Source organism: Halobaculum sp. MBLA0147 (assembly GCF_041361345.1).
Lineage (GTDB): Archaea > Halobacteriota > Halobacteria > Halobacteriales > Haloferacaceae > JAHENP01.
Map to the genome: position 1 here is coordinate 607326 of NZ_JBGKAD010000001.1, position 26267 is coordinate 633592.

22 protein-coding genes are annotated in these 26267 nt (G+C 70.0%); 11 read left to right on the plus strand and 11 right to left on the minus strand.

The window, feature by feature from the left end; all coding sequences use genetic code 11:
* Positions 1–85: 85 nt before the first annotated feature.
* From RYH80_RS02870 to RYH80_RS02880, 3 genes are all read left to right on the plus strand, one after another.
* Positions 86–2869, plus strand: a complete 2784-nt coding sequence (locus tag RYH80_RS02870; RefSeq protein ID WP_370902360.1) for a phosphoenolpyruvate carboxylase — start codon at positions 86–88, stop codon at positions 2867–2869.
* A 143-nt stretch (positions 2870–3012) separates the two neighbouring features.
* Entirely contained in the window at positions 3013–3450 is a 438-nt protein-coding gene (locus RYH80_RS02875) for a DUF4330 family protein (RefSeq protein ID WP_370902361.1), read from the plus strand.
* Positions 3451–3658: 208 nt separating this feature from the next.
* The gene (locus RYH80_RS02880) at positions 3659–5308 is read left to right on the plus strand and encodes a histidine kinase N-terminal 7TM domain-containing protein (RefSeq protein ID WP_370902362.1); all 1650 of its coding nucleotides are present in this window, start codon (positions 3659–3661) and stop codon (positions 5306–5308) included.
* A gap of 96 nt (positions 5309–5404) precedes the next feature.
* Here the strand turns inward: RYH80_RS02880 and cofG are convergent, their stop codons facing one another.
* Positions 5405–6556: a 7,8-didemethyl-8-hydroxy-5-deazariboflavin synthase subunit CofG gene (cofG, locus tag RYH80_RS02885; RefSeq protein ID WP_370904634.1), complete on the minus strand. Its 1152-nt coding sequence runs from the start codon at positions 6554–6556 to the stop codon at positions 5405–5407.
* A 301-nt stretch (positions 6557–6857) separates the two neighbouring features.
* On the opposite strand from cofG, the gene RYH80_RS02890 reads away from it, so the two are divergent.
* Together RYH80_RS02890 and RYH80_RS02895 are read left to right on the plus strand one after the other, a co-directional pair.
* Positions 6858–7649 (plus strand): creatininase family protein, encoded by a 792-nt coding sequence (locus tag RYH80_RS02890; RefSeq protein ID WP_370902363.1) that lies wholly within the window; start codon positions 6858–6860, stop codon positions 7647–7649.
* Entirely contained in the window at positions 7646–9055 is a 1410-nt protein-coding gene (locus RYH80_RS02895) for an NAD(P)/FAD-dependent oxidoreductase (protein ID WP_370902364.1), read from the plus strand. Before RYH80_RS02890 ends, RYH80_RS02895 begins: the two co-directional genes overlap by 4 nt.
* A gap of 63 nt (positions 9056–9118) precedes the next feature.
* On the opposite strand, the gene purF is transcribed toward RYH80_RS02895, so the two are convergent.
* Positions 9119–10612, minus strand: coding sequence for an amidophosphoribosyltransferase (gene purF, locus RYH80_RS02900; RefSeq protein WP_370902366.1), 1494 nt, complete (start codon positions 10610–10612; stop codon positions 9119–9121).
* A 180-nt stretch (positions 10613–10792) separates the two neighbouring features.
* On the opposite strand from purF, the gene RYH80_RS02905 reads away from it, so the two are divergent.
* Both RYH80_RS02905 and RYH80_RS02910 read left to right on the plus strand, forming a co-directional pair.
* Positions 10793–11545: a gluconate 2-dehydrogenase subunit 3 family protein gene (locus RYH80_RS02905; protein WP_370902367.1), complete on the plus strand. Its 753-nt coding sequence runs from the start codon at positions 10793–10795 to the stop codon at positions 11543–11545.
* Positions 11538–13154, plus strand: a complete 1617-nt coding sequence (locus tag RYH80_RS02910; protein WP_370902368.1) for a GMC family oxidoreductase — start codon at positions 11538–11540, stop codon at positions 13152–13154. The genes RYH80_RS02905 and RYH80_RS02910 overlap by 8 nt, the downstream gene beginning before the upstream one ends.
* 74 nt (positions 13155–13228) lie before the next feature.
* Here the strand turns inward: RYH80_RS02910 and tpiA are convergent, their stop codons facing one another.
* The gene (gene tpiA / locus RYH80_RS02915; RefSeq protein ID WP_370902369.1) at positions 13229–13876 is read right to left on the minus strand and encodes a triose-phosphate isomerase; all 648 of its coding nucleotides are present in this window, start codon (positions 13874–13876) and stop codon (positions 13229–13231) included.
* Between the two features lie 151 nt (positions 13877–14027).
* Positions 14028–14561, minus strand: coding sequence for a multiprotein bridging factor aMBF1 (locus RYH80_RS02920; protein WP_370902370.1), 534 nt, complete (start codon positions 14559–14561; stop codon positions 14028–14030).
* Positions 14562–14845: 284 nt separating this feature from the next.
* Between RYH80_RS02920 and purD the strand changes: the two genes are divergently transcribed.
* Complete coding sequence (gene purD / locus RYH80_RS02925) at positions 14846–16141, plus strand: phosphoribosylamine--glycine ligase (RefSeq protein WP_370902371.1); 1296 nt, start codon at positions 14846–14848, stop codon at positions 16139–16141.
* 284 nt (positions 16142–16425) lie between these two features.
* Here the strand turns inward: purD and RYH80_RS02930 are convergent, their stop codons facing one another.
* The 4 genes from RYH80_RS02930 to RYH80_RS02945 form a co-directional block, all read right to left on the minus strand.
* Positions 16426–16758: a DUF7126 family protein gene (locus tag RYH80_RS02930; protein ID WP_370902372.1), complete on the minus strand. Its 333-nt coding sequence runs from the start codon at positions 16756–16758 to the stop codon at positions 16426–16428.
* A gap of 80 nt (positions 16759–16838) precedes the next feature.
* Entirely contained in the window at positions 16839–17756 is a 918-nt protein-coding gene (gene guaA, locus RYH80_RS02935) for a glutamine-hydrolyzing GMP synthase (RefSeq protein WP_370902373.1), read from the minus strand.
* On the minus strand, positions 17756–19417 hold the full coding sequence (gene pyrG / locus RYH80_RS02940; protein ID WP_370902374.1) for a CTP synthase: 1662 nt from the start codon (positions 19415–19417) through the stop codon (positions 17756–17758). The genes guaA and pyrG overlap by 1 nt, the downstream gene beginning before the upstream one ends.
* Positions 19418–19516: 99 nt before the next feature.
* Positions 19517–19798, minus strand: a complete 282-nt coding sequence (locus RYH80_RS02945; protein ID WP_370902375.1) for a hypothetical protein — start codon at positions 19796–19798, stop codon at positions 19517–19519.
* Positions 19799–19897: 99 nt separating this feature from the next.
* On the opposite strand from RYH80_RS02945, the gene RYH80_RS02950 reads away from it, so the two are divergent.
* Both RYH80_RS02950 and gfo6 read left to right on the plus strand, forming a co-directional pair.
* Positions 19898–20803 (plus strand): NAD(+)/NADH kinase, encoded by a 906-nt coding sequence (locus tag RYH80_RS02950; protein ID WP_370902376.1) that lies wholly within the window; start codon positions 19898–19900, stop codon positions 20801–20803.
* A 115-nt stretch (positions 20804–20918) separates the two neighbouring features.
* A complete protein-coding gene (gene gfo6 / locus RYH80_RS02955; protein WP_370902377.1) occupies positions 20919–22025 on the plus strand; it encodes a D-xylose 1-dehydrogenase Gfo6 in 1107 nt (368 codons plus the stop codon).
* Between the two features lie 57 nt (positions 22026–22082).
* Here the strand turns inward: gfo6 and RYH80_RS02960 are convergent, their stop codons facing one another.
* From RYH80_RS02960 to RYH80_RS02970, 3 genes are all read right to left on the minus strand, one after another.
* Positions 22083–22529: a hypothetical protein gene (locus tag RYH80_RS02960; RefSeq protein WP_370902378.1), complete on the minus strand. Its 447-nt coding sequence runs from the start codon at positions 22527–22529 to the stop codon at positions 22083–22085.
* 95 nt (positions 22530–22624) lie between these two features.
* Positions 22625–23872 carry an ABC transporter permease gene (locus RYH80_RS02965; RefSeq protein WP_370902379.1) on the minus strand — a complete coding sequence of 416 codons (1248 nt, stop codon included), beginning with the start codon at positions 23870–23872 and terminating at the stop codon, positions 22625–22627.
* Positions 23872–24648: an ABC transporter ATP-binding protein gene (locus tag RYH80_RS02970; protein WP_370902380.1), complete on the minus strand. Its 777-nt coding sequence runs from the start codon at positions 24646–24648 to the stop codon at positions 23872–23874. Before RYH80_RS02970 ends, RYH80_RS02965 begins: the two co-directional genes overlap by 1 nt.
* A 184-nt stretch (positions 24649–24832) precedes the next feature.
* On the opposite strand from RYH80_RS02970, the gene RYH80_RS02975 reads away from it, so the two are divergent.
* Positions 24833–26203 (plus strand): UDP-N-acetyl glucosamine 2-epimerase, encoded by a 1371-nt coding sequence (locus RYH80_RS02975; protein ID WP_370902381.1) that lies wholly within the window; start codon positions 24833–24835, stop codon positions 26201–26203.
* Positions 26204–26267 lie beyond the last annotated feature (64 nt).

A 26267-nucleotide genomic window follows, 5' to 3' on the forward strand; every position in this document is an offset into this window, starting at 1 on the left:
TCGCCGGGTCGAGACTGGCAAGTATCTCGCGCGCCGCCAACGCTTTTCACCGCCACCCACGGAGAGAGTAGGTAGGTGTTATCGAGTGTCACACAGTGAGCGGTCCGTGGAGGACGACGTTCGAGAGTTGGCGGCGTTGTTGGGCGACGTAGTCGAGCGGCAGACCTCGCGGGACGCCTTCGAGGCCGTGGAGTCGTTACGGACGGACGCCATCGACTACCGGCGCGGGTCGTTGGACAGTCGTGACCCACTGCGCGAGCGACTCTCCGGGCTCGACCCGGAGACCACACGGACCGTCGCGCGGGCGTTCGGGACGTACTTCGAGTTGGTCAACCTCGCGGAGGAACGCCAGCGCATCCGGACGGTCAGGGCGGGCCGCAACGCCGGGGAACTCCCGGACGGGCTCGGGACCGCCGCCGAGGCGCTCGCGGACGCGGACCCGGAGACGGTCGAGGCGGTGCTCTCCGACGTGCGGGTGATCCCGACGTTCACCGCTCACCCGACGGAGGCACGACGGAAGACCGTGAAGTCGAAGCTCCGACGCGTCGCGCGGGCGCTGTCAGACCTCGACGAGCGGCGACTGATCGACGACGAGGAGGCCGCGGTATGGGGTGACTTGGAGGCGGTCGTCGAGAGTCTCTGGTCGACGCGGACCGTCCGCGAACGTCGTCCGACACCCTCCGACGAGGCTCGCAACGTCCGGTGGTACCTGGAGGGCCCACTGTACGACGTGTTGCCCGACGTGTACGACGAGTTGACCACTGTGATGGCCGACGCGACCGCCGACACCGGAGACGACGAGTCGACACCGAGCGGCAGTGGAGCGGGGGTCGGCCACGGCGAGGAGTCGCCGACGGTGCCGTCGTTGCTCTCGTTCCGGTCGTGGGCGGGGTCGGATCGCGACGGCAACCCCTACGTCACCGTCGAGACGACCGACGAGACGCTCGCCCGACAGCGGCGGGCGGTGTTGGACCGCTACGACGAGGACCTGCTCGCCCTGGCGGGGTCGGTGTCCGCCGACGCCGACAGGGTCGACCACACCGAGGCGTTCGCGACGCTCGTCGAGGACCACCACGACGCCGTCCCGACCGTCGCGCGTCGGGCGAACGAGGATCACCCGTCGGAGCCGTACCGGGCGTTCGTCTCCGTCGTCCGCGCTCGCGTCCAGCGCGTGGCGGACCCCCGTCCCGGCGGCTACGACGACGCGACTGCCTTCCAGCGAGCGCTGGAGACGCTGGCTGCCGACCTGCGGGCCAACGACCTCGCGGCCGTCGCCCGCGAGGAGGTGGACCCACTCGTCCGCCGCGTGGAGACGTTCGGGTTCGTGCTCGCGCCGCTGGACCTGCGCGACCACCGCGAGAACCACACCGAGGCGGTGACGGAGCTGCTCGCCCGCGAAGACACCGACTACGCCGGGATGGACGAAGACGAGCGTGTCCAGTTCCTCACCGACGCGATTCTCGCCGACGAGACGGTCGTCGACCTCCAACCCGACCCGGACGCGGTGTCCGACACGACCGCGCGTGTGGCCGGTCGGTTCGACGCTCTGGCGGGGTGGCAGGCGGAGTACGGCGTCGGGGCGATCGACGCCTACTGCATCTCGATGACGGAGACAGTCTCGCACGTGCTGGAGGTGTTGTTCCTCGCCGACGCTGCCGGCGTCGTCTCCCTGCCGGACCACTGCGGCGTCGACGTGGTGCCGCTGCTGGAGACCGCCTCCGCGCTGTCGAACGCTCGCGAGATACTCGGGACCCTCTTCGAGAACGAGGCGTACGGGGCGGCACTCGCGGCCCGTGGCGGGACCCAGGAGGTGATGTTGGGCTACTCCGACTCGAACAAGGAGAACGGGCCACTCGCCGCCTCGTGGTACCTCCACCGCAACGCCCGCCGCCTCGCGCGGGTCGCCGACGACTTCGACGTGGAACTGCGGCTGTTCCACGGGCGGGGCGGCTCGCTGTCGCGCGGTGGTGGGCCGATGAACGACGCCTTACTTGCACTCCCGGCGGAGACCGCCACCGGCGAGGTGAAGTTCACCGAGCAGGGGGAAGCCATCGCCGAGAAGTTCGCCACTCCGCAGATCGCGCGGCGGGAACTCGGGTTGATGGTGGACGCACAGATCCGCGCACGGCTCCGGGCCGGGCGGGAGGACACCCCGGAGGTCCAGCCGGAGTGGCGCGACGCGATGACGACGGCCGCCGAGGCGGCTCGCGAGACGTACCGCGACCTGCTGGAGACGGACGGGTTCGTCGAGTACTTCGAGACGACGACGCCGATCGGGGTGATCGAGGAGTTGAACCTCGGCTCGCGGCCGGCCTCCCGCACCGGCGAGCGGACCGTCGAGGACCTCCGGGCGATCCCGTGGGTGTTCTCGTGGACGCAGTCGCGGGCGATCCTCCCCGGGTGGTTCTCCGTCGCCAGCGGGCTCGACGCCTACCTCGCCCCCGAGGACCCCGACGTGGACACCGACGAGCGGCTGGCGACGCTCCGCGAGATGTACCGCGAGTGGCCGTTCTTCCGGACGACGCTGGACAACGTCTCCGTGTCGTTGGCGCGAGCCGACATGGGGATCGCCGCCGAGTACGCCGCCCTGGCCGACGACTCGCTGCGCGAGCGCTTCTTCCCACGTGTCGAGGCGGAGTACGACCGCGCGCGGACGCTGGTCGCGGAGATCACCGAGCGCGCCGACCCGCTGGAGCGGGAGTGGTTCCGCGAGAACCTCGACCGCCGGAACCCGTACGTCGACCCACTGAGTCTGTTGCAGGTGTCGCTGTTGGACCGCGAGGCGGACGGCGAGTTGACCGACGTGGAGCGCCGTGCGCTGCGGCTGACAGTGACCGGAATCGCCTCGGGGATGAAGAACACGGGGTGAGACGGGAGTCACCGGAGTGGGTTCACCTCCGTACGACCTTCTCGTGTGTCGGAACAGATGTACCTACACTCGCTGTGAACGTATTACACCTTCCGCGTTCCACAAGCACAATTTTTTATTGAAACAAACTCGGATGCCGGAGCGTGCCGGTGATCGACGAGCGTGGGCGGGTGCTCGGGGTGGTCAACGTCGTGGACCTGCTGGTGTCGACGCTCGTCGTGGCGCTGCTCGCGTCCGGTGTCGTGGTCGTCACCGACGGTGGTGCGGGTGCGTCCGAGTCCGTCCGGCAGACGGTCGTCGTCGAGACCGGTCCGCACGGGACACACGTCTCCGAGGCGATCACGAGCGGCGACGTGCCGACTGCGGAGGGGATCTCAGTGCAGAACGTCGCGGTCGTGAACGAGACGGACTCGGGGTCGACCCTCCACCTCACCGTCTCGCTGCGCGTCCGGCAGACCGACGACGGCCTCCCACAGTACCGCGGAGAACGACTGGTCGTCGACCGCACGCTCCGTCTCGACTTGGGTGACGTGATCGTCTCCGGACGCGTGATCGACATCGTCGAGTCGTCCGACGAGTGACGGACTCCCTCGAATCGTCGACCGAGTAGCGTTCACCGTCCGGTCTGGCCTCCGTCGGTGTCGGTCCGTCTACGCGATCGAGAGCCGACTGAACCGCGCCACCCAGCTTTGACACCCGACTCGTACGGATCGGATCCCGAGTGGGTGGACCGTTGGAAGAATCGTGAACAGGACAACAGCTATTTGTCGGGGCTCGAACGACTCACGAGTGGCAGTCGAACTGACCGCGTACGTCCCGTTGCTCGCGCTGGCCGCCGTGACGACGCTCGGGTTGGCGGCGTACAGTTGGCGCCACCGTGCGGCACCGGGAGCCACTGCACTCGCGGGGCTCTCGCTCGGGATGGCGGCGTGGGCGGGGTTCTACGCGCTCGGGCTCGTCTCACAGAGCGTCCCACGTCGACTGCTCTGGCTCCGGCTCAACTGGCTCGGGAGTGGGTTCGTCCCGGCGTTCTGGCTGTTGTTCGCGTTGGAGTACAGCGGACGGACGGAGTGGATCGATCGCCGGACCGTCGCCGCCCTGGTGAGTGTGCCGGTCGCGACGGTCGTCCTCGCGTGGACGACCCCGTGGCACGACCTCATGTGGTCGAACGTCCGGATTCGCGACGTCGGGCGGGTGACGATGTTGCGGTACGACGCCGGCCTCTGGTACACCGTCTTCGACGTCTACACCTACCTCGTGATCCTCCTCGCGACCGTCGTGTTAGTGTCGTTGGTGCTCCGCCACCGCGACCTCTACACGGACCAGGCGGTCGCCCTCCTCGTCGGATCGCTCGTCCCCGCCGTCGGCTACCTCACGACGGTGTTGGAACTCGTCCGCGAAGGTGTCGACCCGACGCCGTTGACGTTCCCGGTTACCGCGCTCCTGTTCGGCTACGTCATCTTCCGCGGGAACCTCTTCGACGCGTTGACCACGACCGCCGCGGTGGGACAGGAGTCTGCCGTCGCCGCCATGGCCGACGGCGTGGTCGTCGTCGACGACGACGGCGAGATCATCGAGACGAACCCGTCGGCACGGACGCTGCTCGACACAGACGAGTCACTCGTCGGACGCTCCGTCGCGGACGTGTCGACGCTGTCGACCGTCCCGCTGGACGGGTCCGAGCACACCGTCGAGACGACGACCGCCGACCGGCGCGTGTTGGAGGTGTACCAGACCCCCATCGAGGACCCACACGACAGAGTGATCGGACACAGTCTCGTCGTCCGCGACGTGACGGAGCGAGTGCGGAGCCGCGAGCGGCTCGCCGTCTCGAATCGCGTGCTCCGGCACAACCTACGGAACCGAATCAACGTCGTCCGCGGGCACGCCGAACACGTCGCCGACCGGACGACCGACGAGACGGTCGCGCGGTCTGCCGCGAGCATCCAGTCGGCAGCGGATTCGCTAGCACGCAGCGGCGAGAAGATCCGTGCCGCCGTCGAGGCAGTCGGCGACACCGCCGAGCCGGTGGTCGTCGACTTCGCGGCGGTCGCACGGGAGGCTGCAGCCGAACACACGGCCGTGACCGTCGACGCGCCGGACCGCGCCGCGGCGCTGGCGGTGCCAGACGTCGACGCGGCAGTCCGCGAACTCGTCACCAACGCGCTCGAACACGCCGGGCCGGACCCGGACGTGTCCGCCACCGTCGCGCTGGCCGACGACACCGTCCGCCTGGTGGTCCGCGACGACGGCCCGGGGATTCCGGACCACGAACGCCGTGTCGTCGAGGAGGGCCGTGAGGACGCGCTCGAACACGGGAGCGGTGCCGGGCTGTGGCTCGTCCGGTGGCTGGTCGTCGCCTCCGGCGGGTCGCTGTCGATCGACGGCGACGACGGGACCGTGGTGACGCTCTCATTCGACCGGGTGCGCGAGGAGTGAGTGGTCGCGAGTGTGTCTCCGTCGACTCCCGGAGGTTGTAGGTGATTCCGGGTCGACGGAGACACGGCGGTGACAGATCGTGAACGCCCCACCAGCTCAGTCGTCACTCGGCGCGGCAACGTCCGGCGTCGACAGCGGCGCGTCACGACGCGCGACGCTCCGGAAGCGCTCGCCGTGCACGTCGCGGGCGGCGAGCGCGTCCGGGATCTGCCCCGTCAGCCACGCCCCCGTCGGGGAGGCGTCCGCCGGGACGCCGTCGAACCCCCGACGACGGACCCGCTCGGGCAGGTAGCGGTCGTAGACGGGGAGCCGTTCGTGCAGCGGGACGCCGCCGTGAGCGGCGATCTCGCCCAACTCGCGCAGCGCCGGCCACTCGTACTCCGGGTTGATGTAGTCGTCCGTCACGGGGGAGACGCCGCCGAGGTCGTCGATCCCGCAGTCGAGCAACTCCCGTACCGGCGCGAGGTTCGGGGGCGACTGCACGGACACCGTCTCGGGTAACACGCGCCGGGCCATCGCCGTGACGCGCCGCATCGTCGCCACGTCCGGGGTGGCGAAGTCCGAGCGCTCGTTCTCGACGACCGGCTGGACGATCACCTCCTGCACGTGGCCGTACCGCTCGTGGAGCCGTCGGATCGCCGCCAGCGACTCAGCGCGGTCGCGCCACTCTTCGCCGATGCCGACCAGGATACCGGTCGTGAACGGCACACCCGCCTCCCCGGCGGCCCGGATCGTCCGGAGACGGTCGGCCGGCTCCTTGCGCCGGGCGCCGGCGTGTGCGCGCACGTCCGCGGTCGTCTCCAACATCACACCCATCGAGGCGTTCACCGGCTTCAGGCGCTCGAAGGCGGCCCGGTCGAGGTCGCCCGGGTTCGAGTGCGGGAGCAACCCCTCTTCCAGCGCGATCTCGCAGGCCCGGAGGTGGTACTCGCGCAGGGAGTCGTACCCCCACTCGGCGAGCTGGTCGTGGATCTGCGTGTAGCGGTCGTCCGGTTCGTCGCCGAAGGTGAACAGCGCCTCCGTACAGCCCGCGTCGGCACCGACGCGACACCGCTCGCGGATCTCCGAAGCCGACAGCAGCGACGCCTCCCCGGGCGGGTCGTAGTAGGTGCAGTACGTGCAGGTGTACCGACAGGCGGTCGTCAGCGGGACGAACACGTTCCGGGCGAAGGTGAGTTCGGCGGCGGCGTCGACCGCCGTCGGCGTCGCCGCCAGCGCGTCTTCGAGGACACCCGCCGGCAGGGTCAACTCGAAGTCGAGGTCGAACCGCGCCGCGAGGTCGACCGCCGACTCGACGGTCGTCCCCACGGTGTCGTCGCCCGGAGACACGACCCCCACTCGTCGGGCGATCAGTATAAATCCACCACTACCGGAGGGTGGCGTCGTCGGCTCGTCTCGCCCCGGTCGACCGGAGTCGTCTCTGCGATCCGTCACGTCGAGTGTCGCGGGTCCGACGGGCGACTGTGCAGACTGGTGGTGGCTCGATCCAGACGGGTGGGACGGGGCTGCGACCCGGACGGCTAAGTACGTCCCGACCACGCCCTCTGTCGTGACACGGCTCCACGAGCAGACGACGACGGCGGCCGCGGAGACGCTCGCCGACTGCGAGGTCGCACTGCTGCCGACCGGCGCGGTCGAACAACACGGGCCACACCTCCCGCTCGGGACGGACCTGCTGGCGGCACGCGAGATCGCCCGTGCAGTCGACGCGGCGGACACGGGTGTCGCGACGACGTTGCTCCCGACGGTGCCGGTCGGGGTGAGCAGTCACCACCGACAGTTCGACGGGACGCTGTGGACGAGCCCGGAGACGTTCGAGGCGTACGTCCGGGAGGTGACGGAGAGTCTGGCGCGCCACGGCGTCCGGAAGGTGGTCGCGGTCAACGGCCACGGCGGCAACGACGACGCGCTCCAGCGTGCCGCGCGGCGCGTCCGCCGCGAGGAGACGGCGTTCCTCGCCCCGTGGAACTGGTTCGCCGACCTCGGCGACCTCGACGAGGAGCTGTTCGACCAGACCGGCATCGGTCACGCGGACGCGGCCGAGACGAGTATCGTGTACGCCGCGGCAGACAGAGCACACGAGACCACCGGCGTCGAGGAGTCGGCCCTCACGACGGCGGAGGCGAACGGTCCCACGGAGTGGGGACGAGCGGTCCACGGCGCGGCGTTGGGGTTCGACACCGCGGACTTCTCGGAGTCGGGCGCCGTCGGCCAGCCGACCGACGCCTCCCGCGAGAAGGGTGAACGCCTGTTCGAGCACGCGACGGACGAACTCACTGCGTTGGTCGAGTGGCTCGCCGACCGGGAGTTCGCCGCCCTCCTGCCGGAGCCACACCGATGAGTCGCGTCGCGCTCGTCGGTGCCGGTGCCGTCGGCACGCGGACGGCACTGGATCTGGCGGACCACGGCGTCGCGGTGACGCTGTTCGAGCGCGGCGAGATCGGCTGGGACGGAGAGACCGCGGTCGAGACGCCCGGTGACGCCGCCTCCAGCCGCGCCGCCGGCGTGCTGTACGACGCCTACGCGGAGGACGTGGACGCCGCACTCGGCGCGCGGTCGCTGGAGCGGTTCCGCGCGTTCGACGGCACCGAGGGGTTCCTGTTCCACGAGTGTCCGTACGCCATCCTCGTCAGGGAGGGCGACGACGAGCGCGCCGCGGCGACGCGTCGCGCGGTCGAACGGATGCGCGAGCACGACCGCCAGGTAGAGACGTTGGCTCCCGAGCAGGTCGGCGAGCGGTTCCCGACTCTCCACGCGGACGACTTGGCCGTCGCCGCGGTCGCGGACAACGCCGGGTGGGCCGACACGGGCGCGTACGTGGCGGCACTCCTGACGACCGCTCGCGCGGCGGGGGTCGAGATTCGCGACGAGACACCCGTGACCCTCGCGTCACCGACGACGGTGGCGACGCCCGGCGGACGCGAGTCGTTCGACGCCGTCGTCGTCGCCGCCGGCGCGCACACGGCGCAGGTGTGTGCGGGTGTCGACGTGGATCTCGCGGCCGTCCCCTACCGCGTACAGGCGTTGACTGGAGCGGTCGTGGCGGGCTCGCCAGGATCGGGTGACGGACGAGTCGGTGGTGACGGGGGAGGCGCTGACGAGGGAAGCGCCGGTGGGGGCGGCGGTGACGAGGGAGGTGGCGCCGATGCCGACGACAGTCCCCACGGCGGCGACCCACACCCGGGGCCGATGTGGTACGACGCGACCGCCGGGGTGTACGCCCGTCCACACCCGGACGGGATACTCGCCGGGGACGGGACGGTTCCGGAGGCGACCGACCCCGACGCGTGGGACCGCGAGGCCGACGACTGGTTCGTCGCCGACACGCGGGAGGTCGCGGCGCACCGCCTGCGTGGGTCGGCAGCGGCGACGGGTGATAGTCACGAGGCGAGCACGTCGGGGGAGCCGACGGGCGACACAGACGCGACGACGACGACCGACCCGAGCGTCTCCGTCGAGCGGTCGTGGGCCGGCGTCTGCACGGCGACGCCGGACGGCGACCCGCTGTTGGGGCACGTCCGCGACGGGTTGTACGTCGCGACCGGCTGGCAGGGCCACGGGTTCATGCGGTCGCCGGCCCACGCCGAACTGCTCGCCGAACTGGTGGCCGCGGACCTGGGGGTCGCGACGGCGTCGCCCGCCTCCGTACCGAGTGGCGAGACCGCGCTGTCTGCCTTCGACCCGACGCGGTTCCCGGCCGGTGTCGAGTTCGAAGTTCGAGAGGGGATGCTGGTCGAGGAACGGTGAGACGGTGACGGACGCCGACAGAGTCACAGAGTCGACGACTCCCCGTCGGTCCTCGCCCTCTCGTCAGTCGTCGGCCTCGGCCAGCCCGGTCGGCGACGGGCGGTCCACGTCCCGGTCGGTCGCCTCGCCGGCCACGTCGTAGGGGTACTCGCCGGTGACACAGCCGAGACAGAGGTCCTCGCGCACCTCGTCCAGCGCCGCCGCGACGGCGTCGACGGAGAGGTACGCCAGCGAGTCCGCACCGACCGTCTCGCGGATCTCCGCGGTCGTCTTGTCGGCCGCGATCAACTCCTCGCGAGTCGCCATGTCGATCCCGAAGTAACACGGCGCGACGATGGGCGGGGCACCGATCCGGACGTGGACGGACTCCGCGCCAGCGTCGCGGAGCAACTCCACCAACTGCGTCGACGTGGTCCCGCGGACGATGGAGTCGTCGATCAGCGTGACGCTCTTGCCCTCCACGGTCGAGCGGATGGGGTTGAGCTTGAGTCGGACCGCCCGCTCGCGTTCGTCCTGGGTCGGCATGATGAACGTCCGGCCGACGTAGCGGTTCTTCATCAACCCCTCCGCGAATTCGACGCTCGCGTCGTCCGCCTGCGCGGCGTCGGCGTACCCCGAGGCGAACGCTCGCCCGGAGTCCGGGACGGGCATCACCACGTCCGTGTCGATGCCGGACTCCCGCCAGAGTGCGCCGCCGAGTTCCCGGCGCGCGTCGTACACCAGCGTCCCGTCGATCACGGAGTCCGGTCGCGCGAAGTAGACGTGCTCGAAGAAGCAGTGTGCCGTGTCGTCCACCTCGAACAACTGACGTGATTCGTACCCAGTGCCGTCCGCGTCCAAGAGGATGGCCTCGCCGGGACGCACGTCCCGAACCAGATCGCCGTCGAGTACGTCGATCGCCGCCGACTCGGAGGCGAGCACGTAGCCGTCGTCGAGTTCGCCCACCACGAGCGGGCGGTTCCCGCGCGGGTCGCGGACACCCAACACGCGATCGTCGTGCATCACCGTCAGCGAGTACGAGCCGTGGATGCGGCCCATCGTCTCGCGGACGGCGTGGAGGAGGTCACCGTCCAGCAGGTTCCGCGCGAGGTCGTGGGCGATCACCTCCGTGTCGCCGTCCGACGTGAACGCGTGTCCCAGGCCGGCGAGTTCGTCGCGGAGTTCGTCCGCGTTCACGAGGTTGCCGTTGTGCGAGAGCCCCAGCGATCCGGAGTTGAACGACACCGTGAACGGCTGGGCACACGACTGGTCGACACTGCCGGCGGTCGGGTACCGGACGTGGCCGATTCCCGTCGAGCCCGCCAGTGCCTCGACGTCCGCCTCGTCGAAGGCGTCGCCCACCAGTCCCATCTCGACGTGGTCGTGCTGTTGGAACCCGTCGTGTGTGACGATCCCCGCGGAGTCCTGCCCGCGATGTTGGAGCGCGTACAGCGCGTAGTAGACGGGGCGTGCGGCGTCCCGGTCCGCCAGCGACACCCCGACGACACCACACTTCTCGCGTGGCTCGTCGGTCGTCGCGCGGTCCGGCGTCGCCCCGTCCCCGTGACCGGTCTGCATACGACACCCTCCGCGCGCCCCCAGACTAAAACCTTCGACATCGTGGACAGGTCTCCCGCTCGATGCCTCGGTGTACACACGTTCTTGTATACCACCCGGCGAGCGGGAGACGGGACGGAAGCGACGGAGCCAGTGGGGGAGAGTCGAAACCCACTTCCTTAGGTTCGCCTAAACCGGTCCGTGCGACTGACGCGGAGAGACGCGGCGGCGGCGGTGGCGGCCGCCGGGGCCGTCGTCGGCGGGGGGCTGGCGGTCGACGCCGCCGACGGGGACCCGGTCGAGTCGGTGCTGTCGGCGTTGGACGGCGACGACGGGGGGACTGGCGACGAGACGACGGGACTCGACGAGGAGGCGGTGGCGACGCTCGTCGCGGTGGGCGAGGTGGTGTACCCGAGCCGAGCGGAGAACGTCGCCGAGTTCGTCCGTACCTACACGGAGGGCCGACTGCTCGCGGACCCGGAGCGCCGCGAGCGGGTGGCGACCGCCGTCGCGGAGCTCGACGAGGTGGCTCGCGACTGGGAGGACGCCCCACTCGTCGACCTCGCGCCCGAGGTGCGCGACGAACTCCTGCGAGAGTTGGCCGTGGACACGACGGAGCCAGATCCCGAAGGGACGCTCCCGGAGCGGGTGCGGTACTACGTCGTGAACGACCTGTTGTACGCCTTCTACGCCTCACCGACCGGCGGGGAGTTGGTCGGGACGCCGAACCCCATCGGCTACCCCGGCGGCTACCGGACCGCACTCTCGCCCGACGAGGTGCGTGCCGATCCCGAGGAGACGCGCGACCCGACGGCAGACTCGGGCGGGACGCGCGGTTCGACGACGAACTCCGACGGGACGCGCGAGTCGACGGCGGAGGAGATAGCCGACTCGACGACGGAGGAGACAGCCGACTCGACGGCAGACGGGACCGGAGGTGGTGGCCGTGAGTAGTGCCGAGTCGGACACGCCGACGGACAGGACGCCGTCGGGTCGCGTCGACGTGTGCGTGATCGGGTCGGGGCCGGCCGGGTCGCTGGTCGCGCACCGGCTCGCGGCGGCGGGCTACGAGGTGGTCGTCCTGGAGGCGGGGCCGCGGTTCGACGAGTCCGAGCGCACCGAACAGTTGGACGCCCACCTCCGACCCGGCGAGGGGAACCCGTGGGACGTGGGCGGGGAGCGAGACGCCTACACAGACGCCGGCGAGCGCGGCTACCCGCTGAACGCCGCGCGGGTGAAGGGTGTCGGGGGGTCGACGCTCCACTGGCAGGGGATGGTGATGCGGCTCCACGAGCGCGACTTCGAGATGGACTCGCGGTACGGCGTCGGAACGGACTGGCCGCTCTCGTACACCGACCTCCAGCCGTACTACGCCGAGGCGGAGTCGGCGCTGGGCGTCGCGGGTGCCGACGACAACCCGTACGCGCCGCCACGCGAGGAGCCACACCCGATGTCGGCGTTCCCGCCCTCGCACTCGGACTCCATCTTCGCCGAGGCCTGCGAGTCGCTGGGACTCGACATGCACAGCGTGCCCAACGCCCGCAACTCGGAGGCGTACGACGACGCGTCGGCGTGTGTCGGCTACGGCACCTGTCGCCCGGTGTGTCCGTCCGGCGCGAAGTACACCGCCGAACGCACCGTCGCGAAGGCGGAGGCGGCCGGCGCACGCGTGATCGACCGCGCGCCGGTCCAACGGCTGGAACACGACTCCGCCGGCGAGACCGTGGAACGGGCGGTGTACGCGACGCCGGACGGGGAGACACACGCGCAGACGGCGCGGCGGTTCGTCGTCGCCTGTGGCGGCGTGGAGACGCCGCGCCTCCTGTTGTTGTCGCGGTCGGAACAGTACCCCGACGGGCTGGCGAACTCCTCGGGACTCGTCGGACGGTACTTCATGGACCACCTGTTCGCCGGTGCCGGCGGGACGTACGACCGACCGACCGAGCAGAACCACGTCGGGTTCAACACCAGCGAGTGTCACCAGTTCTACGACGAGGCGGACCCCGTCGTCGGGATGAAGCTGGAGTTCCTCAACTACGCCGGGCCGTCGCCCGTGCTCGGCGCGTTGAACGCCGACACGTGGGGCGACGAACTGCTCGGCGACCTCCAAGGAGCGTACGGCACGCACGTCGCGATGGGGGCGCTCGTCGAACAGCTCCCCCGCAGCGAGAACCGAATCGAACTCGACCCGTCGACGACGGACGACCACGGGAACCCCGTGCCCGAGATCCACTGGTCGCTGGACGACCGGACGCGGGCGGGGCTCCGGCGCGCGAACGAGATCCAGACGGCTGTGTTGACGGAACTGGGTGTGTCGCCGGAGTGGACCGTCGGCCCCGAGGACACCGGGCCGGCGTACCACCACATGGGGACGACCCGGATGGGGACCGACCCGGCGTCGAGTGTCGTCCGCCCGGACCTACGGACGCACGACCTCCGCAACTGTTGGATCGTCGGCTCCAGTCCCTTCCCGACCGGGGGCGCGATGAACCCGACGCTCACCATCGCCGCCTTGTCACTGTTGGCGGCCGACCGGCTCGAAGAGTCGCTGGCACAGGCCTGACCGACGCCGGACGGGTCGCCGTGGCTCACACCACGAGGTGACTCACACGGGGTGGGTCGCGCTCGCGAGTCCGCTCACGGCGCGCCGGACGCCAGGTCGCGCAACACGGCCTCGGGGTCGTCGGCCTTCGCGACGCCGGAGGCGAGGAGGACGCCAGTCGCGCCCAACTCGGCGGCGGCAGCCACGTCGTCGCCGGTCGAGACGCCGGCGCCACAGAACAACTCCACGTCGTCGTCGACCGCCTCGACGGCCGCGACGGCGTCTTCGACGATCTCGGGATCGGCCGTCGCGACGGAGTCGTCGCCGCCGATCAGTGCCGGCGGTTCGACGGCGACCGCGTCGGGTGCCAACGCCGCCGCGGCACCGGACTGTGTCGGGTCGTTCGCACAGACGACCGTCTCCAACCCGGCGTCGCGTGCGGCGTCGAGTCCACCGTCGACGTCGGCGAGCTTCAGGCGGTTCTCCGAGTGGTTGAGCAGCGTCCCGCTCGCGCCGGCGTCGGCGACGCTCGTGGCGTGGACACTCCCCGTGTGACTGCCGTGTGCGACGGCGTCGACGTGTTGGGCCCACGTCTCGACGCCCGTCTCGGCGACGCGGTCAAGGTGGGCCGTCTGTGGCGCGACGGCGATCCTGACGCCGGTCTCCGCGGCCACGTCGCGAGCCGCCTCGGCGACGGCGATCGGGTCACAGTCGTACGCCTTCAGGTTGACCAGGACGAACACACCAGACACGGCGTGTGGCACGGGCTAAAACGCGGCGGTCTGAGCTCTGTGGATCCCACCGTAGACGGCCGTCGAGACAGCACGACTGTCGGGAGAACACGTCCTCCGTGCGGCAGGACCGTCGGACGACCACGACGGGCGACGGAACGGATCAGTTGTCGTTGCGCTTGACCACGTCACCCAGCGTCATCGACCCGGAGGAGTCGGCGGACCACTCCGAGTCGTCGGCGGACTCACCCTCCGTGAGCGAGATCTCCAGCGCGCCCTCGAGTTTCTGCTGGACGTCGTCGCTCGGGAGCACGTCGCCGCGTTCGAGTTTACGGATCAGGCTCCGCTTCTCGTTGAGTTCGTCGGCCAGATCCTCCTGGCTCAAGCCGCGATCCTCGCGAGCGTCCCTGATCCGGTCGTCGTAGTCGCTCGCGACCGTGTCCATCTCGTCGAACATGTCGCGGCGACGCGAAGACGACGAGGAGGAGGACGACGAGGAACTGGACGACCCCGAGGACCCACCGGACGAGGACGACGAGGACGACGTGGAGTACTTCGTGCTCGTCGAGGAACTCTGGGTGTCGCGCACCTCCGTCCCGAAGTCCGTACAGTCGTCACACAGCTCCAGCTCGGCACCTTCGACCTTCGTCGTCGTGAGCGAGGGCTTGTCAGCGCCGCACATCTCACACTGGGGCATACACTGACCGTACCGGTGGCGAGGGGATAAAACGTGCGCCCCAGGCGTCCCCGTCCCGTCCGGTGATCCGTGAGACGAGACGACCTGGCGGTGGCCGAGGAGTGAACACGAGACGAGCGTAGTGCCGACCGTCGTCGGCCCGAGAGTTCACTGGATCGTCGCGTTCGTGTACCCTGCTCGTCGCACGTCGACGATCGGTTACGGCGTGGTGTGATGCACGGTCGTGTGTAGCTACGGGCTCGTAGAGAGCAAGACTTACACTTCCGTGCGTACCGCGGTCGGGTGTGACAGAGACAGTGCTGCTCGTCGGTGGGGGTGGCCGCGAGCACGCGATCGCGGACGCGCTGGCCGACGACACGGAGTTGTACGCCTGCGCGAGCAACCGGAACCCCGGCATCGCTCGGCTCGCGGCGGGGTTCGCCGAGCGCGAGGAACGCGACGCGGACGGGATCGTCGCGTACGCCGAGTCCGTCGACGCCGATCTGGCCGTGATCGGCCCGGAGTCAGCACTGGAGGCCGGCGTCGCGGACGACCTCGAAGCGGCCGGGGTGTACACGTTCGGGCCGAGCGCGGATGCGGCGCGGATCGAGACGGACAAGCAGTTCCAGCGGCGGTTCATGGCCGAGGAGTCGATCCCCGGGTGTCCGGCGTTCGAGACGTTCGCGGACGCCGCCGCCGCCGCCGACTACGTCGCCGCGGTCGAGCACGACGTGGCCGTCAAGCCGACCGGGTTGACGGGTGGGAAGGGTGTCCGCGTGACGGGCGACCAACTGAGTCGAGACGAGGCCGTCGACTACGTCCGCGAGTCGGGGTACGACGAGTGGGTGATCGAGGAGCGACTCGTCGGCGAGGAGTTCACCGTCCAGGCGTTCGTCGCGAACGGGGAGGTGCGACCGACGCCCGCCGTCCAGGACCACAAGCGGGCCTACGAGGGCGACGAAGGGCCGAACACCGGCGGGATGGGGAGCTACAGCGCGCCGGAGCGGACGCTCCCGTTCCTCGAGGCGTCGGACTACGAGCGCGCCGTCGAGATCCTGGAGGCGACCGTCGACGCGTTGCCGAGCTACGAGGGGATCCTGTATGGGCAGTTCATGGCGACGGCCGACGGCGTGCAGGTGGTGGAGTTCAACGCCCGCTTCGGCGACCCGGAGGCGACGAACACGCTCCCGGTGATGGAGACGCCGCTGGTGGACGTGTTGACCACGGCTCGCGACGGTGAGTCGCTGCCGGAGTTGTCGTTCGCGGAGACGGCGACGGTCTGTAAGTACGCCGTCCCGGAGGGGTACCCGACGGACCCCGAGAGCGGCGCACGGATCACCGTCGACGAGGAGTCGGCCGGTGACGCACGGCTGTTCTACGCGAGCGTCGACGAGCGCGACGACGGGCTGTACACGACCACCTCGCGGGCGTTTGCGGTCGTCGGCACCGGCCCGTCGATCGCGGCGGCGGAGGCGGTCGCGAGTGACGCCGTCGGTGCGGCCGGTGAGGGGCTGCGGCACCGCTCGGACGTGGGGACCGCGGCGTCGGTCCAGCGACGGGTCGACCACCTCGCGGAGTTGCGTGGCGGGACTGTAGAGTAGGGCCCTGGGCGTGACCAGTTTCGCGGTCGGGGCCGCCGGTCACCGATCAGTTCGGCGGGAGCGGTGACGGCCGCGTGTGGCTGACAGGTGACACCTCGACACCGGACGAGCGCAGGGAGAGACGGGGTACCTCTCGACCCGTTGCTCGCCGGTCACGCGCTCGCGACGGCGGTGTCACGCACCCACAGCCCGTCGCGAGACAGTCCGGTCGGGACGGGGTGTCTGGTCGTAGCTCCGTACAAGAGGGTTCGGGTGTGGCGGGGGTCGACCGTCGCTCGCCGTTCTCACTCGTCGTAGTCGGCGACGAGTTCCTCCGCGACGGCGTCGGGCCCCAACAGCGCGGGATCGACGGTCAGGTCGGTGACCGGCTGTGCGAACTCCGGCAGACTCTCGCCAGCGTAGACGACCGCTCGCACGTCTGGGTTCCGTTCTTTCGCCACCGGGATCGAGGTCGCTTCGCTCGGGTCAGTCAGGACGTAGAGGTGGGCGTCGTCGATCCCCGCAGCGTCGAGTCGCTCCCCCGTCGGCACACCCTCGACGCGGGTTACGGTCACACCCTCGGCGCGGAGCGCGTCACCGAGACCGTCGGCGTCCGGCCCCGCGAGCACCGCTCTCACCGTCGACCACCAGCGGAGAACTGTGTCATACCCGTACCTCCCCTGCGCGACCCATAAGTCGCTCGGGGTCGCCGCGAGGGTTACTCGTACTCGATCGTCGCCGGCGGCTTGTGCGTCACGTCGTACACCACGCGGGCGACGTTCTCGTTCTCGCCGGTGATCCGCGACTGGATACGCTGGAGCGTCTCCCACGGGAGATCCTGTGCGCGAGCGGTCATCCCGTCGCGCGACTCTACCGAGCGCACGGAGACGATCCACCCGTGGACGCGATTGTCACCCTTCACGCCGGTCCCCTTCCCGATGACGGCGGCGAACGCCTGCCACGGGTCGTGGGCCGCGACCTCCTCCTCGACGACGTGACAGGCGTGGCGAGCGACGTCGAGTTTCTCCGCGGTCACCTCGCCGAGTACGCGGACCGCCAGTCCCGGGCCGGGGAACGGCATCCGCTCGGAGACCACCTCGTCGAGGTCCAACGCGCGAGCCACCTCGCGAACCTCGTCTTTGTACAGGTCCCGCACCGGTTCGACGATCCCGTCGAAGTCGATCGCCTCCGGCAACCCGCCGACGTTGTGGTGGGACTTGATGTTCCCCTCGCTCTCGATCCGATCGGGGTAGATCGTCCCCTGCACGAGGTGGGCGGCGTCCGTGTCGCGCGCCTCCCGCTCGAACTCCCGGATGAACTGCTCGCCGATGACGTGCCGCTTCTCCTCGGGGTCGGTCACGCCGCCGAGCGCGTCGAGGAACCGCTCGCGGGCGTCGACGACCCGCAGCGAGTCCATGTACGCGAACGTCTCGCGGATCTGGTCCGTCTCACCCTTCCGCATCAACCCGGTGTCGACGTACACCGGCGTGAGCTGATCGCCCACGGCACGGTACGCCAGCGCCGCCGCCACCGAGGAGTCGACACCCCCCGACAGCGCGATGATCGCGTTCTCCTCGCCCAGTGCCTCTCGGATCTCGGTCGTCGCCTCGTCGATGAACTCGTCCGTGTCTACCATCAGGCGGTCACCTCCGTCTCGTCGTGGTCGTAGTTCTGTACGCCGGTCTCCTCGATCACCGCCTCCAGCAACCCGACGAACGGCGGGGAGGCGCGGTCCGGTCGCGACCGGAACTCGGGGTGGAACTGCGTCCCGAGGAAGTACGGGTGGTCGTCGTGTTCGAGGATCTCCATCCGTCGCCCCGCGTGTCCGGAGAAGCGGAGGTCACCCGACTCCAGGTCGTCGATGTACGCCGGGTTCACCTCGTAACGGTGACGGTGGCGCTCGGTGCACTGCGTGTCACCGTACACCTCGTGAGCGAGCGTGTCCGCCTCGATCTCCGTCGCGTGGGCACCCAGTCGCATCGTCCCACCCATGTCGTCGCGGTCCTCCTGTTCGGGTAGCAGGTCGATCACCGGGTGCGGGGTGTCCGCGTCGATCTCCGCGGAGTGAGCACCGTCGAGTCCGAGCACGTTGCGAGCGTACTCGACGACGGCCATCTGGAACCCGAGACAGAGTCCGAGGTACGGCACCCCGTTCTCGCGGGCGTACCGCACCGCCTCGATCTTCCCCTCGGTGCCACGCGAGCCGAAGCCGCCGGGGACGACGACGCCGTCGGCGTCGCGCAGTCGCTCGGTGTGGCGGTCGAGCATCTCGTCGGAGTCGACCCACGACACGTCGACCTCGACGCCGCACTTCTGGCCGGCGTGCTTCAGCGACTCGTGGACGGACATGTACGCGTCTTCGAGGTCGTACTTCCCCACGAGGGCGATCTCCACCTCGCCGGACCGCTCGCGGGTGACCAACTCCCGCCACCGGTCGTCGCGCTCCGCCTCCGGGAGCGCCTCGTCGGCGAGTCCCAACTGCTCCATCACGTACTCGTCGAGCCCCTCGGACTTGACCATCAGCGGGACGTGGTAGATGTCCTCGACGTCCGGGTTCGAGAAGACGGCCTCCGTCGGCACGTCACAGAACAGTGCGATCTTCTCCCGGGTCGACTCGGCGAGTTCGTCCTCTGACCGGCCGACGACCACGTCCGGCTGGAGTCCGATCGACCGGAGTTCCTTCACGGAGTGTTGGGTCGGCTTCGTCTTCTGTTCGCCGTTCTTCGAGTACGGGACGAGCGTGACGTGCGCGAACAGGATGTCGTCGTCGTCCTCCTCGTGGGCGAACTGGCGCAGCGCCTCGAGGTACTGCATCCCCTCGATGTCGCCGACGGTGCCGCCGACCTCGACGAGACACACGTCCGAGCCCGCGGCCGCCTCCCGGATACGGCGTTTGATGTCGTCGGTGATGTGCGGGATGATCTGGACCGTGTCGCCGAGGTAGTCACCCGAGCGTTCCTTCTCGATGACCTCCTGGTACACCTTCCCGGTGGTGACGTTGTGGTCGGAGGTCATGTCCGTCCCGAGGAACCGCTCGTAGTTGCCCAGGTCCAGGTCCACCTCGCCGCCGTCCTTCAACACGTACACCTCGCCGTGTTGGTACGGGTTCATCGTCCCCGCGTCGACGTTGAGGTACGGGTCGATCTTGACCGCGGTCACGTCGAACCCCGCGTCCGCGAGGAGTCGGCCGGTGGAGGCCGCCGTGATCCCCTTCCCCAGGCCCGACATCACCCCGCCGGTGACGAACACGAACTTGCGACCCAGTGATGGGTCGTACCCCGTCTCGGGTGTCGGCATACCGAGGCTGCGACAGGCGACGGCAAGAACGTTTCGGAGCGACGAAACGACTCGGCTCGTGGCGTCGACGCGGCGGCTCACGTGCGCGACGACGGCGGGTCAGACGCCGCTCGCAGAGTCGGTCCGACGGCCGTAGTAGTGCCACCCGACGGCGGCGAACGTGAGCACCACGGCGACCGCGAACTCCGCGAGCGACCCCCACCGTCGGAGGAGGAACTGGCTACCGAATATAAACACCGCGTTACCGAGGAGGACTGCGAGGAGACCACGACGGTCGACGCTCCAGCGTCCGTCGTCGGTCCGGCGGTCGTTGTACAGCCACGCGACCAGCGAGACCGCAGCGAGCGCGACGTACGCGAGTACGTGGAGGACACGGACCATCGTGTCGGCGTGGTGGGGGCGGGCGAGGTATTCGTTGTGGTTCCGCGAACGACGACGCCAACCGCGGTCTTTTCACGGAGCCCGAGCCAACGCGGGGGCATGTACGTCGGAATCGTCGCACAGCGGGGCAACGAGCGGGCCGCCTCGCTGGCGGGCCAACTCCGTCGCCAGTTGCGCTCGAAGTCCGTGCGCGTCGCCGTCGACGAGGCGACGGCGGCGGCGTTGGCCGTCGACGGGACACCGGTCGACGAGTTCGACGCGACGGATCTGGTCGTCTCCATCGGCGGCGACGGGACGTTCCTCTACGCCGCCCACGGTGCCGGCGGGACGCCGATCCTCGGTGTCAACCTCGGCGAGGTGGGCTTCCTCAACGCGGTCGCGCCGGCCGACGCCGTCGACGCGGTGTCGGAGGAGGTGCGCTCGTTCGAGGCGGACGCCGACGCGGCGACGGCCGACGGCGTCCGCGAGGTGCCACGCATCGCGGCGACGTGTGACGGGTGGACGAGTCGCCCGGCGGTCAACGAGATCGTCGTTCAGGGGCAGCGGCGCGGGCACGGCGGCGGCGCGGACCTGACGGTGTCCGTCGACGGGGCGGAGTACACCACGGGCCACGCCGACGGCGTGTTGATCGCCACGCCGACCGGCTCGACAGCCTACAACCTCTCGGAGCGCGGGCCGCTCGTCCACCCGTCCGTCGACGCGCTCGTCGTCAACGAGATGGCGGCCGCCGACGGGATGCCACCGCTCGTCGTCGGTCCGGACGCGACGGTCGACGTGCGAATCGAGGCACCTCCGGCGCGTGGCGCGGGCACCGAGAGCGACGGGAGCGGGGAGGGCCCCTCCGACGAGGGTGACGGCGCGGCGACCGGCGTCGTCGTCTCGGACGGCCGCGACACCCACCAGGTGGAGGTGCCCACCACCGTCAGCGTCGAGACGACGACACCGCCGGTCCGCATCGCCGGCCCGACCGCCGACTTCTTCCAGGCGTTGGGGAAACTGGCCTGACTCGCGGCGCCCCGTCGACCCGTCCGCAGGCGACCGGAACACCGACGACGCCCACCTTCCGGCCCCGCTGGCCGATGTTGGCGGATTCAAGTCCCCCGGGGCCTACCGTTCACTCGTGACCGAGTACGATCTGACGACCGTGACTGCGGCACTCTCCAGGCGCGACTGGGACGACTCGACCGACGGCGAGGTGCGGTTCGCACTCGTCGGGTTGGGGTGGTGGACGCGCGAGTACGTGCTCCCCGTCTTGACGGATCTGGACGCCTGTGCGGCGACCGTCGCCGTGAGCGGCACGGCGTCGAAACGCGAGTCGGTGGTCGACGACTGGGACCGCGTCGAGACGGCGCTGTCGTACGAGGAGTTCCACGAGGGGGTGGCGGTCGACGAGTACGACGCCGTCTACGTCTGTACGCCGAACGCGACACACCTCGACCACGCTCGCGCCGCCGCCGACCACGGGAAGGCCGTGTTGTGCGAGAAGCCGATGGAGGCGACGCCGGAGCGTGCCGCCGCGATGGTCGACGCCTGCGAGCGGGCGGACGTGCCGCTGATCGTCGCCTACCGGATGCAGACGGACCCGGCGGTGCGGTCGCTGCGGACGGCCGTCCGGGACGGGCTCCTCGGCGACCCGGTTCACGTCCACGGCCACATGTCACAACGGATCGGCGACATCTTCCCCGACGGGAACTGGCGGCTCGACCCCGACCTCGCGGGGCGCGGCGGCTCCGTCACCGACCTGGGGATCTACCCGCTGAACACGACGCGGTTCCTCTTGGACGTCGAGCCGGTGTCGGTGCGCGCGACGGCGAGTTCCGACGGGGAGTTGTTCGCCGAGATCCCGGACGAACGGGCGAGTTTCGAGGTGACGTTCGACGACGGCACCGTCGCGCAGTGTTTCGCCTCGCAGAACGCCGAGTTCTCCGCCGGGTTGGAGATCGTCGGCACGCAGGGCTCGCTCCGGCTCGCCCCCGGCTTCTTCGACGCCGAGACACAGCGGATCACGCTGACGCGCGACGGGGAGCGGCACAGTGTCACCTACGACCCGGTCGACCAGATGCGCGAGGAGTTCGCGTACGTCGCCCACCACCTCCTACGCGGTGAGCCAGTCGACCCGACCGGCGCACACGGCGTCGTCGACGTGGCGACGATCGACGCGATCTACGACGCCGCCGAGAGCGGCGAGCGCGTCTCGGTCGACACCGATCCCGACCCGGCCGAGTGAGTTCGGGACGACGAGCTGGCCGACTGGATCCGAGCCACCACGTCGGCCGCCCGAGTCTCAAAACAGGAAGCCGTCCGTCTGTGTCGCCTGTTTCACCGTCGCGAGCGTCGCGACGGAGTGCTGTTGGGCGGCGGACTCCGCGTTCTGTGCCCCCGAGCCGTCGCCGCGGGCGGCCGCGAGCATCTCCTCGCGTTCCCCGAGCGCGCGGAGTTTCGCCTCCTCGGTGTACTCGGACAGCTTCGCCGTCTCGGCCAACTCTTCGGCGCGCTCGAACGAGGTGGCCGCCTCGCCGTACGCCAGCGCGGCCTCGTCGAACCGCTCGGCCGCCAGCGGGTTGTCGTACGGCCTCGTCAGTCCCTCCGCCTCGTCTTCCGTGTCGCGGCCACGTCTGAACGCCTCCAGCCCGTCCTCGTAGTGGACGACGAGCGGGTCCGTCTGGAGACACCCGCTCACTCCCACCGCGGTGGCTCCCGCGAGGCCACGTAACAGCCGCCGTCTGTGCACGGACGTGCGTGAGGGACACGGGGTGAAAAGTCCCTCCGTGTTCGCTCTCACCGTGACGCGGACTGTTCACCCCTCCACACCGTGACGCGGACTGTTCACTCGTACCGCAACGCCTCGATCGGATCGACACGGGAGGCACGCCACGCGGGGTAGAGCCCGGCGACGACGCCGGTCGAGACGCCCATCAGGACGGAGAACGCGATCCAGTCCCACGGGAGCGTGAACGCCACGTCGGCGTACTCGGCGGCACCGAACCCGACGACCAGCCCCAGTGGGACGCCGACGACCGCGCCGAGCGCGCCCAGCAGGACCGCCTCCGTGAGGAACAACTGCATCGTGTCGCGGTTCGTCGCGCCGACGGCCTTCATGATCCCGATCTCCTTGGTGCGTTCCGTCACGGACACCAGCGTGATGTTGGCGATCCCGATGGCGCCGACGACGAGCGCGATCACCGCGATCCCGGTGACGAACCGCGTGATCCGGTCGATCACGTCCTGGATCTCCGCGACCACGTCGCCGCTCGTCTGGACGGACAACTCGAACCCGCGCGGGAGCAACTGGGCCGCGTCGGACTCCCGCGAGAGGTACACCTCCACGCGGTCGCGCACGGCGGCGACCGCCTGCGGCTCGGCGACGACCGTCACCTGCGGGTACGCCCGCTGATCGACGCCGAGCGACGGGCTCGTCACCGTCGTGTCGTAGTACGGGTCGGCGGGGACGTAGAACCGCGGCTGCGCGTCGCCGAAGCTCGTCAGGAACCCGCCACGCGTGCCGGAGACGATCCCGACGACCGTCGCCGTCTCGCGTTCGCCGTCACCCAACCGGATCGTCACCTCGTCGCCGACCGAGAGGTTCCCCGGGAACGCGGCCGCGGCGCGCTCGTTGACGACCACCTCGCTGGCGCCGCTCTCGAACCCACGCCCCGCGACGATCGACGACTCCCGGAACGTCGCCGGTGTCGTCGCCGTCAACTGGCGCTGGGCGACCGTGTCGTTCTCGTGGGCGACGGACGACACCGGGACGATCCCGCGCGGGATCACCGCCGCGACGCCGTCCAAGGCGGCGAGTTCGCGCACGTCGCGCTCGGTGAACACGGGTCTGGCCGCGCCGAGTCCACCGCCGGGACCGCCTCCCTCCCCGGTCTGTGCCGGGAGGAGGTAGACGTTGTTGGCGTTCGTCTGGCCGATCTGGTCGATCACGGACGCCTCCACGCTCGCTCCGAAACTGGCGAAGACGACCACGGACGCGATCCCGATGACGATCCCGATCACGGTCAGCGTCGATCGCAACCGGTGGGCGCGGATCGACCGCCCCGCGATCCGGAGTGTCTCTCGCGACTCCATCAGTGGTCACCTCCGGCGGCCTCGGCGTCCCGCTCCGTCCGCGAGCGGGGGTCTTCGACCACCTCTTCCACGTCCTCCACCAGTCCGTCGCGGAGGTGGACGATCCGCTCGGCGTGGGCGGCGATCCGCCGAGAGTGGCTCACGAGCAGGATCGAGTTGCCGCGGTCGACGATGTCGTCCAACAGCGCCATGATCTCCGCGCCGGTCTCCGTGTCGACGTTCCCGGTGGGCTCGTCCGCGAGGACGATCGAGGGGTCCGGGGCGAGCGCCCGCGCGATGGCGACCCGCTGGCGTTGCCCGCCGCTGAGTTGGGCGGGTTCGTGGTCGTACCGGTCGGAGAGCCCCACCTGGTCGAGCACCTCGCGAGCCCGCGCCAGTCGCTCGTCGCGGTCCCAGTCGTCGAACACGAGCGGTAAGGCGACGTTCTCGACGGCGGTCAGGCGCGGCATGAGGTTGAACGTCTGGAAGACGAAGCCGATCTCCGTCCCGCGGACGCCGGCACGCTCGTCCTCGCCGGCGGCGCCCAGGTCGCGGCCCCCGACCGCCACCGTCCCGGCGTCCGGCGTGTCGAGGCCACCGATCAGGTTCAACAGCGTGGACTTCCCCGAGCCGCTGGGGCCCATCACGGCCGTGTACGACCCCTCGGCGAGCGACAGGGACACGTCGTCCAGCGCCGTCACCGTCCCGCCGAGTTCGTACGTCTTCGTCACGCCCGCGAGGTCGACGACCGGCTCTCCGTCCCCCGTCGTCTCGGCCGTGTCGCGTCTGTCTGTCACCGAACTCCGGTACGGCGCCGACGGGCAAGTATCTGTGGCGCGCCGCGGGTGTACGGTGTTCCCCGGCCGCCGAGACCGCCCCGGTCCGCTGCCAGTCAGTCTCGCGGCGCGGAACCGACACCCACTTGCCCCGGCGGGGTGGCGACACGCGTATGGATCGACGCCCGTGTCCGGAGGTGTGCGGATGAGCGACCTCACCGTCTACGACGACCGGCTGGCTCGCCAGATGGAGGCCGGCGACTTCGTGTTGGCCGTCGTCACCGCGACGAAGCCGGACTTCTACAAACAGGCCCCCGTCGTCGCCGCGGCTCGCGACCGAGGACTTCCGTGTTTCGTCCTCCACACCGGTCAACACTACGACGACGTACTCGGCCACGGCCTCGCCGAGTACGGGATCGAGGACCGCGTCGCCGTCGACCTCGGGATCCGCGGTGGCCTCTCGGAGAAGACCGCACAGGTCCACCGCCGGATCGACGCGCTCACCGACCGGCTCGACGAGTGGCCCGACACGACCGTCCTCCCGCTGGTCCACGGCGACACCCACGCCGCCGGCATCGTCCCGCAGGCGTGGCAGTTCGCCACCAACAGCGGCGTCGCCCACAACGAGGCCGGACTGCGCGGGATGTCACCCGACTTCACGGCCCACGAGGACCTGGCCGCGTTCGTCGAGGCACAGTGGGAGGGTGACTGGGAGATCAATCGCGCGGAGCCGTTCCCCGAACAGTACGACACGTTCGTCGGGTCGGCGGCGAGTCAGTACCTGTTCGCACCGGTGGCGTTGAACCGCGAGCACCTCGAACGCGAGGGGTACCCACGAGAAGTCGGCGGGAGCGAGCGCATCCCGGTCGTCGGCAACTCCGTCGTCGACGCCATCGAGATGAAGGCCGACGCCGACTTGGCGGAGAGCGTATTCGACGTGTACCCCGTCTTGGAGGAGCGCGACGACTGGATACGTGTCGACGTCCACCGGCGCGCGAACCTCCTCCCAGACCGGTTCCGGGCGATCGTCGAGGGTGTGATCGGCCTCGTCGAGGACGGCTACAACGTCAACTTCGTCGAGTTGACGGCGACACGGGAGGCCCTGGAGAACTACGGCCTCAGGGAGAAGCTGACGCGGCTGGCCGACGAACGTGAGAACTTCCTGTTCACCGGACTCTGGAAGAAGCACGCCCACGTCTACGAGTTCCTCCGGTCCGGGCAGTGTCTCGCGGAGTACACCGACTCCGGGAGTATGCAAGAGGAGCTCAACTACATCGACGAGGCGATCTGTCTCACGGCGCGGTTCAACACGGACCGCCCGGAGACGGTGTTCGACGCACAGACGAACCTGCTGGTCCCGCCGGTCGACGGCGAGTACGTCACGGAGACGGTCGAACACGTGTTGGAGACGGACGCCGTCCGCGAGGAGATCCAGACCGGCCCGACCCTCTACGGGTCGGACGTCGGTGCGGAGATCGTCGACTACCTCGCCGAACGGCGCGACGAGCGCCCGTTCGACTGGGCTCACGAGCGCGTCGGCTTCGACACCGACGACTCCGCGTTCGAGTACCTCTGAGGGGGACACGCGGCCCGCAGTATCGATCCGAGGTCCACGGAGGACACCGATCCGAGTTCTACAG